At 51.6% G+C, this 12,446-nt stretch carries 14 protein-coding genes and 4 tRNA genes; 8 read left to right on the forward strand and 10 right to left on the reverse strand.

The features are described 5' to 3' along the window. Positions 1-6: 6 nt before the first annotated feature. Complete coding sequence (locus LJ739_RS05735) at positions 7-336, reverse strand: hypothetical protein (protein WP_229157932.1); 330 nt, start codon at positions 334-336, stop codon at positions 7-9. A gap of 372 nt (positions 337-708) precedes the next feature. On the opposite strand from LJ739_RS05735, the gene LJ739_RS05740 reads away from it, so the two are divergent. Next, a complete protein-coding gene (locus LJ739_RS05740) occupies positions 709-939 on the forward strand; it encodes a hypothetical protein (protein WP_229157934.1) in 231 nt (76 codons plus the stop codon). A 165-nt stretch (positions 940-1,104) separates the two neighbouring features. Further along, positions 1,105-1,971: an aminoglycoside 6-adenylyltransferase gene (locus tag LJ739_RS05745; protein ID WP_229157936.1), complete on the forward strand. Its 867-nt coding sequence runs from the start codon at positions 1,105-1,107 to the stop codon at positions 1,969-1,971. Between the two features lie 779 nt (positions 1,972-2,750). Here LJ739_RS05745 and LJ739_RS05750 read toward each other — a convergent pair. From LJ739_RS05750 to uvrY, 6 genes are all read right to left on the reverse strand, one after another. Then, a tRNA-Leu gene (locus LJ739_RS05750) sits at positions 2,751-2,837 on the reverse strand. 26 nt (positions 2,838-2,863) lie between these two features. Further along, positions 2,864-2,937 (reverse strand) — tRNA-Cys (locus LJ739_RS05755). A 56-nt stretch (positions 2,938-2,993) separates the two neighbouring features. Beyond that, positions 2,994-3,069: transfer RNA gene (locus tag LJ739_RS05760), tRNA-Gly, on the reverse strand. Between the two features lie 334 nt (positions 3,070-3,403). Next, positions 3,404-3,979 carry a CDP-diacylglycerol--glycerol-3-phosphate 3-phosphatidyltransferase gene (gene pgsA, locus LJ739_RS05765; protein ID WP_229157938.1) on the reverse strand — a complete coding sequence of 192 codons (576 nt, stop codon included), beginning with the start codon at positions 3,977-3,979 and terminating at the stop codon, positions 3,404-3,406. Between the two features lie 69 nt (positions 3,980-4,048). Then, a complete protein-coding gene (gene uvrC, locus LJ739_RS05770; RefSeq protein ID WP_229157941.1) occupies positions 4,049-5,881 on the reverse strand; it encodes an excinuclease ABC subunit UvrC in 1,833 nt (610 codons plus the stop codon). 32 nt (positions 5,882-5,913) lie between these two features. Then, on the reverse strand, positions 5,914-6,558 hold the full coding sequence (gene uvrY / locus LJ739_RS05775; protein WP_229157943.1) for a UvrY/SirA/GacA family response regulator transcription factor: 645 nt from the start codon (positions 6,556-6,558) through the stop codon (positions 5,914-5,916). A 498-nt stretch (positions 6,559-7,056) separates the two neighbouring features. Between uvrY and LJ739_RS05780 the strand changes: the two genes are divergently transcribed. After that, positions 7,057-7,299: a hypothetical protein gene (locus LJ739_RS05780; RefSeq protein WP_229157945.1), complete on the forward strand. Its 243-nt coding sequence runs from the start codon at positions 7,057-7,059 to the stop codon at positions 7,297-7,299. A gap of 3 nt (positions 7,300-7,302) precedes the next feature. On the opposite strand, the gene LJ739_RS05785 is transcribed toward LJ739_RS05780, so the two are convergent. Both LJ739_RS05785 and LJ739_RS05790 read right to left on the reverse strand, forming a co-directional pair. Further along, on the reverse strand, positions 7,303-7,683 hold the full coding sequence (locus LJ739_RS05785; protein ID WP_229157946.1) for a VOC family protein: 381 nt from the start codon (positions 7,681-7,683) through the stop codon (positions 7,303-7,305). Between the two features lie 977 nt (positions 7,684-8,660). Continuing rightward, a tRNA-Ser gene (locus tag LJ739_RS05790) sits at positions 8,661-8,752 on the reverse strand. A gap of 232 nt (positions 8,753-8,984) precedes the next feature. Here LJ739_RS05790 and LJ739_RS05795 point away from each other — a divergent pair. The 5 genes from LJ739_RS05795 (at position 8,985) to LJ739_RS05815 (ending at position 11,082) form a co-directional block, all read left to right on the forward strand. Then, positions 8,985-9,653 carry a Bax inhibitor-1/YccA family protein gene (locus LJ739_RS05795; RefSeq protein WP_229157948.1) on the forward strand — a complete coding sequence of 223 codons (669 nt, stop codon included), beginning with the start codon at positions 8,985-8,987 and terminating at the stop codon, positions 9,651-9,653. A gap of 67 nt (positions 9,654-9,720) precedes the next feature. Then, positions 9,721-10,110 carry a sulfurtransferase complex subunit TusD gene (gene tusD / locus LJ739_RS05800; RefSeq protein ID WP_229157958.1) on the forward strand — a complete coding sequence of 130 codons (390 nt, stop codon included), beginning with the start codon at positions 9,721-9,723 and terminating at the stop codon, positions 10,108-10,110. Then, a complete protein-coding gene (tusC, locus tag LJ739_RS05805) occupies positions 10,110-10,463 on the forward strand; it encodes a sulfurtransferase complex subunit TusC (RefSeq protein ID WP_229157960.1) in 354 nt (117 codons plus the stop codon). The genes tusD and tusC overlap by 1 nt, the downstream gene beginning before the upstream one ends. Positions 10,464-10,465: 2 nt before the next feature. After that, positions 10,466-10,747, forward strand: coding sequence for a DsrH/TusB family sulfur relay protein (locus tag LJ739_RS05810; protein ID WP_229157962.1), 282 nt, complete (start codon positions 10,466-10,468; stop codon positions 10,745-10,747). A 5-nt stretch (positions 10,748-10,752) separates the two neighbouring features. After that, positions 10,753-11,082: a TusE/DsrC/DsvC family sulfur relay protein gene (locus LJ739_RS05815; RefSeq protein ID WP_229157964.1), complete on the forward strand. Its 330-nt coding sequence runs from the start codon at positions 10,753-10,755 to the stop codon at positions 11,080-11,082. A gap of 58 nt (positions 11,083-11,140) precedes the next feature. Here the strand turns inward: LJ739_RS05815 and serS are convergent, their stop codons facing one another. Beyond that, complete coding sequence (gene serS, locus LJ739_RS05820) at positions 11,141-12,439, reverse strand: serine--tRNA ligase (protein ID WP_229157966.1); 1,299 nt, start codon at positions 12,437-12,439, stop codon at positions 11,141-11,143. Positions 12,440-12,446: the final 7 nt, after the last annotated feature.

The following is a 12,446-nucleotide window of genomic DNA, read 5'->3' on the forward strand; positions in this document are numbered from 1 at the left end:
GACTGCTCAGGCGTCACTTTGCTGTGCTGACAGCACCTGATCGAGGCTACGCTTCATGCGCTGATCATTCAGACGTTTGTCGAGCCAGTCAGTCATATAACCAGAGAAAATCAGACCAAGGCCAAGAAAAAGGCCGTTGACCACCAGCGAGTATCCGATGATATAGGGGCCGACAAGGGCGATAAAAATGGTGACGAAGTGACCAAAAACAATACTGGGTAAACCCGGCTTTCCATAATCCAGTTCGGTGGTTGCGTTATAGGCTGCCTTTTCCATGACGGCTTGGTGCTCCGGAGTGATCGGTGCGTTAGCGGTGTCGTGTTGGGTTGGTTCCATGGTGTTACCTTACGTTGTAGGGTTTGGGCGTAGCCCGATTCGGTTTGTCTCAGGTGTATTGACGAGGATGGCGTCTCTTCAACACACTCTAAACAGTGTAGAAAAATGTACGCCAATGCCCCAACTTATGACCAGAACATTTGGGTATAAAAATCCGCCGTTAGGTACGAATAAACAAACCCGGCCAACCCCCTTCTTTCACATCGATAATTCCCCTGCGTGTAATGCCGTGTAATGGCCGGTCAGATCGCGCTTATCTAAGCTGAACAGGCATGGTAAGCACCACTCAGCAACGGGTTGCAAGGAAACGCCCATGCCCTATCTCATTCTTTTAGGATTGAGGCTTAACACATTACCAAGGAGCAATTGCTTATGACCACTATTACTCTCGTTCAGGCTCCGGCCTACGACACCTCCAAAATGTCTGCTGTCATTACCAAACCCGGCAACGTACACCTCACTGGTCTCGGCCCTGGCGGTATTCAATTTTCGTGCACCAATCCCTTCCCGGCAGTATCAGGCCAGAAACAGGTTGATATCACCTATGATGGAAGCTGTCCGACAACACATCAAACCGTAGATATCAGCTCAGTACAGCCCTGAAATGTTCTCGTGCCCGGATTTCCGGGCGCACTATTCCATTCCCCCAACATCAAAGGCTAACCGGTGTGACTTGGATTTATTCCGTATTGCATCAACCCAGAACAGTGTGCGAACCTTACGCTGCATTTGTCGATTCACTTACTTTAACCAATGGACACTGGGAAAATGCTCGACACCTTGACCACTGCACTGCCCTTTCAACGGACATTTTTAGACAGCATCATTAAAACGGCAAAGTGCCATCAAAGTGTCGTTGGCCTGGCAATCGCTGGGTCAGCGTCAACCAATCAGTTGGATGCCTTCAGTGATCTGGACCTGGTGGTTGCCATCGCCCCTGAGCACTATGAAAATGTGATGAAGCAGCGCCATGCACTGGCTGCTGATATGGGTGAGCTTTTGGCTGCGTCAACGGGCGAGCATGTGGGCGAACCACGGTTGCTGATATGCCTGTATGACCTAGACGGTGAATTACTGCACGTTGACCTGAAGTTCGTAACTCCGGACGAGCTGAGCAAACGGGTTGATAACCCTCGCGTACTGTGGGAACAGGACAAGATCGTTACACGGCACCTGGGAAACGAAGATGGACAGTACCCTATTGCTCCATTGCAATGGTTTGAAGATCGTTTCTGGATCTGGGTGCATTATGGTGCCACCAAAATCGGCCGGGGCGAATATTTTGAAGCCCTGGATTTGCACAATTTCATACGCCAGACCGTCATCGTTCCGTTGGCTAAAAAGCATCACGGTTTGCAACCTAATGGTATTCGGCGCGTAGAAGAGCTGCTTCCGGAACTCGCCAAAAAACTCCAGTTCACGCTGGCAACCTGTAATTGCAATGACCTTGTCAGCGCCACTGAACAGCTGGCAGCGTTATTTGTTACCTATCGCGACCTTCTGGCGCAATCTGAATCCCTTGCCCGTCGTGAAACAGCCCAACAACGGGCCATGGAATACCTCAGAATGATCGGTCACAACACCAATCAGCAAACACAAAGAGACGTCATCGATGATTCACAACGTGATATTTGATATGGATGGGTGAAGCACGGTGAGCTGCGCGAATGAGCCGTCATAGGTAATGACGGCGAAAGTGCTGAACGACTGACCGTGGACGGTCAGGCTGGCACCAAGCCACAGGGACGTGTTACATCAAAGATATCAAGTCGTTGAAAGCCCCAATACCAACCCATAGTCCGGTGAATAAAAACATCCGCAAAATCATCGCGTTTAGAGAGCAATTTAAAAAGATCTGAGATAAATGGTGCCCGGGGGTAAGGCTCCGGTCTCCGTAGGAGATTTGTCGTAACACGTAGTTACGACAAAAGGGGCCGCACGCGAGGCCGTGGATGGGTGAAGCACGGTGAGCAGTGCGAAAGAGCCGTCATAGGTAATGACGGCGAAAGTGCTGAACGACTGACCGTGGACGGTCAGGCTGGCACCAAGCCACAGGGACGTGTTACATCAAAGATATCAAGTCGTTGAAAGCCCCAATACCAACCCATAGTCCGGTGAATAAAAACATCCGCAAAATCATCGCGTTTAGAGAGCAATTTAAAAAGATCTGAGATAAATGGTGCCCGGGGGTAAGGCTCCGGTCTCCGTAGGAGATTTGTCGTAACAGGTAGTTACGACAAAAGGGGCCGCACGCGAGGCCGTGGATGGCCGAGCTGGGGTGCGCTACCAGGGACGGGTTTAACCCACGCTATCAAGCCCAGAAAAACAACCGTTGAAACTAACGTTAGTCCGGCGAATACAGTCATCAACGGATCTGTTGCGTTTCATGTGCTGTTGAAAAAGTTTTAGATAAATGGTGCCCGGGGCCGGACTTGAACCGGCACGCTGTTACCAGCGAGGGATTTTAAATCCCTTGTGTCTACCAATTTCACCACCCGGGCGAGGTTCACTTGTATGAAAGTGAAGATGGAGGCGGAACCCGGAGTCGAACCGAGATCCACGGATTTGCAATCCGCTGCATAGCCATTCTGCCATTCCGCCTGAAAGACTGTGAGCTTTTCAGCTCTGATACCGGATGAGGGCCGATATCTAAAATTTGGAGCGGGAAACGAGACTCGAACTCGCGACCCCAACCTTGGCAAGGTTGTGCTCTACCAACTGAGCTATTCCCGCATTGTTTTGTTGCGTTGACCGCATCTAATAATCTGATGTCTGACATCAGATACACATCCCTGATGATACTCACCCAGCTCGGTCATCCACGACCTCGCGTTCTGTCCTCTCGACGTGACGTTAAGTCACCTCTCGTTGCTTCGCAACCGGACATCACCCAACTGAGCTATTCCCGCATTGTTTTGTTGCGAAAACCGGTTAAGTTACCGCAGTAACACTCCACCTGCGGTGAAATGTGAGGCTGCATTCTACCGACACCACCCAAACTGTCAACCACAAAAAGCGCCGTTTTGAATCAACTGCCTGAAAAATGACACATACGGTCATTTAAGCATCAGCCTGCCTTGGCTTTGCCGGTTAAATCGCCCCATGCAGCAACGGTATACGTCACCATTGACCATGTCGACAACACCGCTGCAATGTACAACAAACCATACCCCAGCGACACCCAATAAATAGGAATGCCCATAAACACTTCAAGTTCAGACAACAGGCCAATCAATGCCAGCATCTGCGCCATGGTTTTAGCCTTGCCGACAAAAGACACTTTCACTGTATCGCTACGGCCCTGCTGCCCCATCCACTCACGCAGCGCAGACACATAGATCTCACGGGCCAATAACAGGATCGCAGGGACGGTCACCCAGACAGAATTGTAGGTGTGGGTGATCATCAAAAGTGCAGCTGCGACAATGAGTTTATCTGCCACCGGATCGAGAAACGCGCCGAATGCTGTTGATTGTTTCAGCCTGCGCGCCAGGTATCCGTCAAACCAATCGGTGATTGCGGCCAACCAGAAGATAAATGCGCCAGCCTGATGTGCCCATTGCCAATCCAGGTAGTACACCACCACAAACACAGGAATAAGGAGCATGCGTAGCAGTGTGATGATATTAGGAATGGTCCACATGGCGTTTTAAGCGTCCTATTGCGTGGTTAATGTGTCAAGGCTGACATCTTACTGTCATACCGCGCGAAATCAATGATGTAAATGCTCATAGATGATTTCCGCTAGTTCTTCGCTGATACCCGGCACGTTGGCCAGTTCCTGTTTACTGGCATTCTGCACCCCGTGCAGTCCGCCCATATATTTCAGCAGCGCCTGACGTCGTTTCGCGCCGATACCAGGTACACCTTCCAATGTTGACGTCTTTTTGGCCTTTTGTCGGCGCGCTCTGTGACCGGTAATGGCAAAACGGTGCGCCTCATCTCGTATGTGCTGGATAAGGTGCAGCGCGGAGGAGTCAGCTTCCATTGGAATGGTAGCGTGATTGCCGGCAAGGATAAGGGTTTCAAGTCCGGGTTTACGACTGGTTCCCTTGGCCACGCCAATCAACATCGGCGGTGCTATATCCGGATTGTTCCATTGGTCAAAAAACGCTTCCGCCTGGGCCAACTGCCCTTTGCCGCCATCGATAAACAGGATGTCCGGCATCTTGCTTTGCTCCGCCACTTTTCGGTAGCGACGCGCCAGCGCCTGTGCCATTGCGGCATAATCGTCACCGGGCGTGATCCCTTCGATATTATAGCGGCGGTAGTCGCTCTTCAGCGGCCCTTCGCGGTTAAATACGACACAGGACGCCACCGTTTGCTGACCGGAGGTGTGACTGATGTCAAAGCACTCCATCCGTTGCACCGGCTGTTCGAGCTCAAGCACTGATTCCAGTTCGACAAAACGGGCAAACACCGATTTCTGGTGATTCTGCTTGGCATCCAGAGCATTCTGCGCGTTGGTATTGGCCAGGGCCAAATAACGCTTTTTCTCATCCCGTGCGCCTTTAAAGAACTGAATCTTGCGTCCTGCCTCCTCACTTAACGCCGTCGCGATGGCGGCTTCATCTTCTAACGTGTCAGGAATAACGATCTGCAGTGGGATCGACTTATTGCCCGCCAGGTAGAACTGCAGGATAAAAGACTGTAGTACTTCATTGGCACTGGCCTGTGCCGGCACCTTGGGGAAAAAGCTCTTGCTCCCCAACAGTTTGTTATCCCGGATAAAGAAACCCTGAATACACGCCAGTCCGTTCTGGTAGGCCATGCCGAACACATCCATCTCCTGCTGATCGCCACTCACCCACTGCTGCTCCTGCACTTTGTTCAGGGCGTTGATCTGATCCCGGTAACGGGCCGCCGCTTCAAAGCGCAGCTCGGTGCTGGCCAACTCCATTTTTTCCACCAGGCTGGCAATCACTTGCTTGTTTTTACCTTTAAGAAATAATCGGGCTAGCTGTACCTGTGACGTGTATTCCTCGTCGCTTACCAGGCCCTCTACACACGGTCCGGCGCAGCGTTTCAACTGGTATTGCAAGCACGGGCGACTCCTGGCCCGATAGTAACTGTCTTCACACTGACGGACCGGGAATATCTTCTGCATGGTGCGTAAGCTCTCGCGCACCGCCCAGGCACTGGGATAGGGCCCAAAGTACTCGCCTTTCTGACGGCGAGTGCCACGATGGATCGACAAACGGGGATGACGATGATCACTAAGGAGGATAAACGGATATGATTTATCGTCTCTGAGCAGCACGTTGTAACGGGGCTTGTACTTCTTGATGTAATTGTTTTCAAGAATGAAGGCCTCGGTCTCAGAATGCACCACCGTCACATCCATGTTGGCGATCTGCTTGACCAGTGAGCGGGTCTTGATGCTGTCGAGGTTAGACCGGAAGTAACTCGACACCCGCTTTTTCAGGTTTTTTGCCTTGCCCACATAAATGACATCCCCCTTTTCGTTGTACATACGGTACACGCCGGGTTGGGAGGTCAGGTGTTTGAGAAAGGCTTTGTGATCAAATACGTCGGAATCAGCCATTGAACATTGCCTGATGGCAGTTTGCCATCAGGTCACAATTGATTGGTGTTTATCAGGTTATGGCGAAGCGCAAGGTGGGTCAACTCTACATCGGAGCTGACGTTCAGCTTTTCGAACATGCGATAACGGTAGGTATTCACCGTCTTGGCGCTGATATTCAGGTGTGCCGCGATATCCGGCACACGCGCGCCCTTGGTCAGCATCAGTGTGATTTCCAGCTCCCGGTTTGATAATTGTTCAAACGGATTGTCCTCATGCTTGCTTAGACGGCTGATGGCAATTTGCTGGGCAATTTCTGGCGCCAGGTACTTTTGGCCAACCGCAACCTTGCGAATGGCATTGATCATTTCCTGCGGATCGGCGTCTTTGGTGAGGTAACCGAACGCACCAATTTCCAGCACTTTACCGGGGATCGGGTTGTCTTTTTGTACCGACAACACGATGACACGGGTATCTTCCGCGTAGTGGAGGATTTGCTTGGTAGCTTCCAACCCACCGATGCCGGGCATGTTCATGTCCATCATCACCACGTGAGGACGGTGTTCCCGGCACAGACGTACGGCATCTTCACCACAATTGGCTTCTGCAATCACCTGAAAATCGGCCACGTCTTCGAGGATCCGACGGATACCGTTCCTGACAAGATCGTGGTCGTCGACCAACATCAACGAAATCAAACAAATAACCTCATGAAAATCTAACTAGGATACAGTAGCACCAAACCCGCGTCTGTGCAGTACAGGGAACGCGCAATCGAACGCTACTATCGGTATAAGTGTAAGCTAAGGCGGTTCCATCCCACCACCGTGTCTTTTAATCCTTGCCCTAACACCCAGGCCTTACATCCGGGGGCACTACAGGCGACCAGCCAGCGATCGGGACAGCCATCGATGGTTTCAGGACTGCGCGCAGGCGCGCCGCAGCGACAGGAGATCGGTACAACAGACAATTCGTCACGGTTTAAACATAACAAATGTGTTTTGTGGGGCGCTGTCATAACACACGCTACAACGGAAATGCATGCCGCCAAGTCTAGCACGCGTTGAGGGAGTCAGATCAACCCAAATGAGCGCCCGTTGACAATGGTGCAGTACTTTTAGGCAAATAAATGATCCGTTTTACAAATTTACCATCTATAAGATAAGTAGGGTGTTGAGTTTGCAAGGTAGGTGCGCATGCAAACGTTAGACAGTATTTCACGTTGGGCGTCGAGGCGCTTTTATCATGAAGGGCTTTTGCTTGGGCGCGCCTACATGGTCATCAACGATCTGATCATCTATATCAACAAGCATGACCTTCACTTGGTTGAAGGAAAACGTTTGGGCGAAATCCACGCCCACATCGTAGACGTGTATCGCCTGGGTCAGCCCACTGCACACGTTCCATCTCCCCTGTCCGATGACCACGCACTTTTTTAACCGTCAGGCAACGATATCAACACGCCAGGGTGGGTTCAGACGATTCTCTCCCGCCTGATAAAGCTTAATCCGGTTTCCGGACGGATCGTGCAACAATGCTTCGCGCCACAGATAACGCTTATCCTCCGGCCCTTCAACAAATCGGATCCCTTTGCTTTTCAAGTCATCGACCCACTCATCCAGCTGATCATGCTCGAAATAGATCACTGCGGCATTGACGATAAAGTGATCCACCAATGCCAACGAGAAGGTGCTGTCGCCATCGGGGCAGGCAAACCGCGCATAATGGGGTGTATCAACGATTTGTCTGAAGCCCAGGGTTAGATAGAACTGAACGGCGTCGGGCATGTTGATGACGGGAAGTGTGACCTGATTCATACGCATTGCGGTAATCTCCATAAATAAAATGAGGCAACAGCGTATTTCCTCAACCTTGGTTTAGGTCAACAACCATTTTTTCACTTTTTATTTTCGGTACGACCGTGTTTCTGACAAGACAGTCAAACTAAGCCCTCTTTATAGGACCATAAACAAAAAGGCCACCCGATTGGGATTGATGGTACTGCCCGGAGGGATTACGACGGGCTTTCCTGCCCGTCGCCCTTTGGGCCAGCCTGCGGCTGTTCTGCCTTGTTCCAGACAAGGCAGTCGAACCGAGGGGTTACTTCGGGCTCCCTGCCCTTCGCCTTACAGGCCAGCCTTTGGCTGTTCTGTCTTGTTCCCCACAAGACAGTCAAACCAAGTCCTCTTTCTCAGACCATAAACAAAAAGGCCACCCGTATAGTGACCTTCCATGCTCGTTATAGGGATTGCGCCGGACTCTCCTGTCCGTCGCCCTACGGGCCAGCTAAAGCTGTCCAACATTGCTCCAGGCAATGTTGTCGAACCGAGGGGTCCAAACCAAGTCCTCTTTCTCAGACCATAAACAAAAAGGCCACCCGTATAGTGACCCTCCATGCTCGTTATAGGGATTGCGCCGGGCTTTCCTGCCCGTCGCCCTGCGGGCCAGCCTGCGGCTGTTCTGCCTTGTTCCAGACAAGGCAGTCGAACCGAGGGGTTACTTCGGGCTCCCTGCCCTTCGCCTTACAGGCCAGCCTTTGGCTGTTCTGTCTTGTTCCCCACAAGACAGTCAAACCAAGTCCTCTTTCTCAGACCATAAACAAAAAGGCCACCCGTATAGTGACCTTCCATGCTCGTTATAGGGATTGCGCCGGACTCTCCTGTCCGTCGCCCTACGGGCCAGCTAAAGCTGTCCAACATTGCTCCAGGCAATGTTGTCGAACCGAGGGGTCCAAACCAAGTCCTCTTTCTCAGACCATAAACAAAAAGGCCACCCGAGTGGGTGGCCTTTTTGTTTAATATGGCGGAGAGAGAGGGATTCGAACCCCCGGAAGGTTTAACCCTTCGCCTGATTTCAAGTCAGGTGCATTCAACCGAGCTCTGCCATCTCTCCGAAATGTGCTGCGCATAGTAATGAGCTTTATGGAGCTTGTAAAGCCTAAATCTGCAAATTTGGTTTGTTTGCTAAATCTTTGAACAATTTGAGCCAAAAACCATCAAATAGTCGTATACCTGTGTGAGGTTAACCGATAATCCTTGAAAAAATCGCCTAAACCCCATACAAATACACTGATGGAAGCGGGAGTACGTTTCCTCACAATTGATTTAGTTCACTGGAGAAAGAAATGGAACAAAGAACGTCGTATAGTTCAGTCAGTCAACCGTCGGTGTTGCAAACCAATAAGGTGCTGCGCAATACCTACATGCTGCTTGCCATGACATTGGCTTTTAGCGCCGTCTGTGCTGGCATCACCGCAGCTATCGGCATTTCCCCCATGGCCGCACTGGGTATGAACATCGGTGCATTGGTCGTCCTGTTTGTGTTGCACAAAGCCGCTGACAGTGCTGCCGGACTGGCCTGGGTATTCCTTTTCACCGGTCTGCTGGGTGGCTCTTTGGGTTATACCCTGGGTTACTACGCTGCTGTACCTGGTGGCCCTGACATTATCATGCAGGCCTTCGGTGCGACCGCACTGGTGTTCTTTGCATTGTCCGGCTACGTGCTGACCACCAAGAAAGACTTTTCTTTCATGGGTGGCTTCCTGATGGTGGGCCTGGTTGTGGTATTGATTGCTGCAATCGCGAACATCTTCTTCGCGGTTCCTGCGGTTTCACTGGCGATTAATGCAGCCATCGTTTTCATCATGTCTGGCCTGATCCTGTTTGATACCAGCCGGATCATTCACGGTGGCGAAACCAACTATGTTCGCGCAACAGTGTCGATGTACCTGAACATCTACAACCTGTTCGTTTCATTGTTGCACCTGATCGGCGCTTTCAGCGGCGACGATTGATCGAAATTCGGATACACTAAACACCCCGACTCTGTTCGGGGTGTTTTTTTATCAGGAGCCACAAACGTTGAGTCGATTTACCCTACTGGTTACTACTGCGCCTTATGATGATCAGGGCCCTTCAACGGCACTGCGTTTTGCCCAATCGGTGATCAAATCCGACCATCAGCTTGCCGGTGTGTTCTTTTATGCCCAAGGGGTGGGCACAGCCAATCAGTTGCTATTACCACCCAGTGATGAAAGCAATCTCCATCAACAATGGAGTGAATTTTCGCGCCAGCACAACGTCCCCCTGCAGGTTTGTGTAACCGCGGGAAATCGAAGGGGCGTGGTCAGTCACACAGAAGCCCAGGAAGCAGGCCTGGAGCAATATAACCTCGCTCTTCCCTTTGATCAGGTTGGGCTGGGTGAACTGATGCAACTGCTGGCGGACTCGGATCGGGTGGTACAATTCTGATGAAGCTCGGTATCGTATTTACAGCCCCACCCTTTGGAAATGCCAGAGGTCAGGACGCACTTGACGTAGCACTCGCCGCGGGGTCCTTCGGTCAGGATGTCGCGCTGTTCTTTACCGGCGCGGGTGTTTTACAATTGGTCAAAGGCCAGTCGCCTGATTGCATTGGGGCCAAGAATTACACCAAGACTTTTGCGGCGCTGCCCTTCTATGATGTTGAAGACATCTACGTGTGTCAGACCAGCCTTGAAGCCTATGGTATCGCCAGCTATGAACTGTGCGTGCCCGCTGTTGCCCTGAGCGCTGAAGACATGCGCCAGCACGTTGATAACACCACTCACTTACTGACATTTTAACCATGACCGTACATTGCATCAGATATGCCCCTCGCCCTGCTGACGATTGCCTGTCACTGCCGATCGACCTGCGGGACGGCGATGCCGTTGTACTGATCGAGGACGGCGTTCAGTGGTTACGCCTGCCTGCCACCCTAATACCGTTGATTGAATCCGGGCTCACGGTGAGCGCCCTTGAGGACGACTGTGTCGCGCGGAATGTTCCAATCACGGATGTGCCCCGCATTTCCATGGCTGATCTGGTCGAGCTGTGTGCATCCCATGACAAAACCATTAGCTGGTAAATGACATGATAGAATTTAACGGTCAACACATCGAAACTGACAAAGCCGGTTACCTGGCCAACACCGATGACTGGAGTGAAGCGCTGGCCGAACACATTGCCAGCCTCGAAGGCGTCGAACTGGATGAAGCACGCTGGGAAGTGGTGCGCTTTGTTCGTAACTTCTACCTGGAATTCAATACCAGTCCGGCCATACGTGCACTGGTAAAAGCCATGGCAGCGAAGTTTGGTCCTGATAAAGGTAACAGCCGTTATCTGCACCGCCTGTTTCCAAAAGGCCCGGCAAAGCAAGCCACGAAAATTGCCGGGTTGCCCAAGCCTAAGAAATGTCTTTGATGCGGACATAAAAAAGCCCTGTCATTGCAGGGCTTTCTTTTATCAATCGGGCACTGAATTAGCCGGCTGGGGTCAATTCCGTCAAACCGCCCATGTAAGGCAACAGGGCCTCAGGTACTTTCACACTGCCATCCGCTTGTTGATAGTTTTCGAGGATCGCGACCAGGGTGCGGCCCACCGCAAGGCCGGAACCGTTCAACGTGTGCAACAGTTCGGGTTTGTTGGTGTCTTTGTTGCGATAACGGGCCTGCATGCGACGTGCCTGGAAGTCCAGCATGTTTGAACAGGAAGAAATCTCACGATACGTATCCTGTGCAGGCAACCATACCTCCAGATCATAGGTTTTACACGCACCGAAGCCCATATCGCCAGTACACAATAAAACTTTACGATACGGCAGTTCCAGGCGTTGCAGGATCATTTCCGCATGGCCGGTCAACGCTTCCAATGCATCAAAAGACGCGTCGGGTTTTACCAACTGCACCAGCTCGACTTTGTCAAACTGGTGGTTACGGATAAGGCCGCGGGTATCACGGCCGTAAGAGCCGGCCTCACTGCGGAAACAGGGTGTATAGGCGGTCATTTTAACCGGCAGCGTGGCTTCATCCAGAATTTCGTCCCGGGCCAGATTGGTCAGCGGTACTTCTGCCGTCGGGATCAGTGACAACCCCTGCCCCTCTTCAGTGGCCGGTTTAGTGTGGAACAAGTCTTCGCCAAATTTGGGTAACTGTCCGGTACCAAACAAACTGGCCTCATTGACCAGATACGGTACATACATTTCCTGATAGCCGTTTTCCTGGGTATGTACATCCAGCATAAACTGGGCAATGGCTCTGTTCAGACGAGCTATCTGACCGCGCATCACCACGAAACGTGAACCCGACAATTTAACACCGCTCTCAAAATCCAGCCCGTTGTTCAGGCCCTGGGAAATATCCACGTGGTCTTTTACGTCGAAATCAAACTGACGAGGCTCACCCCAGCGGCTGACTTCAAGGTTATCGTTCTCGTCTTTCCCTTCCGGCACTGAGGTATCAGGCAGGTTGGGGATCCCCTGGCAAAACGCGGCGATATCTTTGAGCAAAATAGACAACGCTTCCTCAGCACTGTGCAATTCGTTTTTTAACTGCTCAACTTCTGCCAGCAATGGCTGAATGTCTTCGCCTGCAGCCTTTGCCTTGCCGATCGACTTGGAACGTACATTCCGCTCGTTCTGCAATTCCTGCGTACGCACCTGAAGCGATTTACGGGTTTCTTCCATTTGCTTAAAGGCGTCTACATCTAGGTTGAAGCCGCGGCGCTTCAGGCGAGCTGCAGTATCTTCTATGTCACTGCGCAAGTACTTGGGATCTAGCATGGTGTGT

It is taken from the genome of Fluctibacter halophilus (assembly GCF_020687825.1).
GTDB lineage: Bacteria > Pseudomonadota > Gammaproteobacteria > Enterobacterales > Alteromonadaceae > Fluctibacter > Fluctibacter halophilus.

Excerpts from the sequence above, each read along its gene's own strand:
- LJ739_RS05785 (WP_229157946.1), bottom strand. The coding sequence starts at position 7,683 with ATGCGTATGAATCAGGTCACACTTCCCGTCATCAACATGCCCGACGCC.
- LJ739_RS05815 (WP_229157964.1), top strand. The coding sequence starts at position 10,753 with ATGATAGAATTTAACGGTCAACACATCGAAACTGACAAAGCCGGTTAC.
- LJ739_RS05795 (WP_229157948.1), top strand. The coding sequence starts at position 8,985 with ATGGAACAAAGAACGTCGTATAGTTCAGTCAGTCAACCGTCGGTGTTG.
- tusC (WP_229157960.1), top strand. The coding sequence starts at position 10,110 with ATGAAGCTCGGTATCGTATTTACAGCCCCACCCTTTGGAAATGCCAGA.
- pgsA (WP_229157938.1), bottom strand. The coding sequence starts at position 3,979 with ATGTGGACCATTCCTAATATCATCACACTGCTACGCATGCTCCTTATT.
- LJ739_RS05745 (WP_229157936.1), top strand. The coding sequence starts at position 1,105 with ATGCTCGACACCTTGACCACTGCACTGCCCTTTCAACGGACATTTTTA.
- LJ739_RS05810 (WP_229157962.1), top strand. The coding sequence starts at position 10,466 with ATGACCGTACATTGCATCAGATATGCCCCTCGCCCTGCTGACGATTGC.
- LJ739_RS05735 (WP_229157932.1), bottom strand. The coding sequence starts at position 336 with ATGGAACCAACCCAACACGACACCGCTAACGCACCGATCACTCCGGAG.
- serS (WP_229157966.1), bottom strand. The coding sequence starts at position 12,439 with ATGCTAGATCCCAAGTACTTGCGCAGTGACATAGAAGATACTGCAGCT.
- uvrC (WP_229157941.1), bottom strand. The coding sequence starts at position 5,881 with ATGGCTGATTCCGACGTATTTGATCACAAAGCCTTTCTCAAACACCTG.
- LJ739_RS05780 (WP_229157945.1), top strand. The coding sequence starts at position 7,057 with ATGCAAACGTTAGACAGTATTTCACGTTGGGCGTCGAGGCGCTTTTAT.
- LJ739_RS05740 (WP_229157934.1), top strand. The coding sequence starts at position 709 with ATGACCACTATTACTCTCGTTCAGGCTCCGGCCTACGACACCTCCAAA.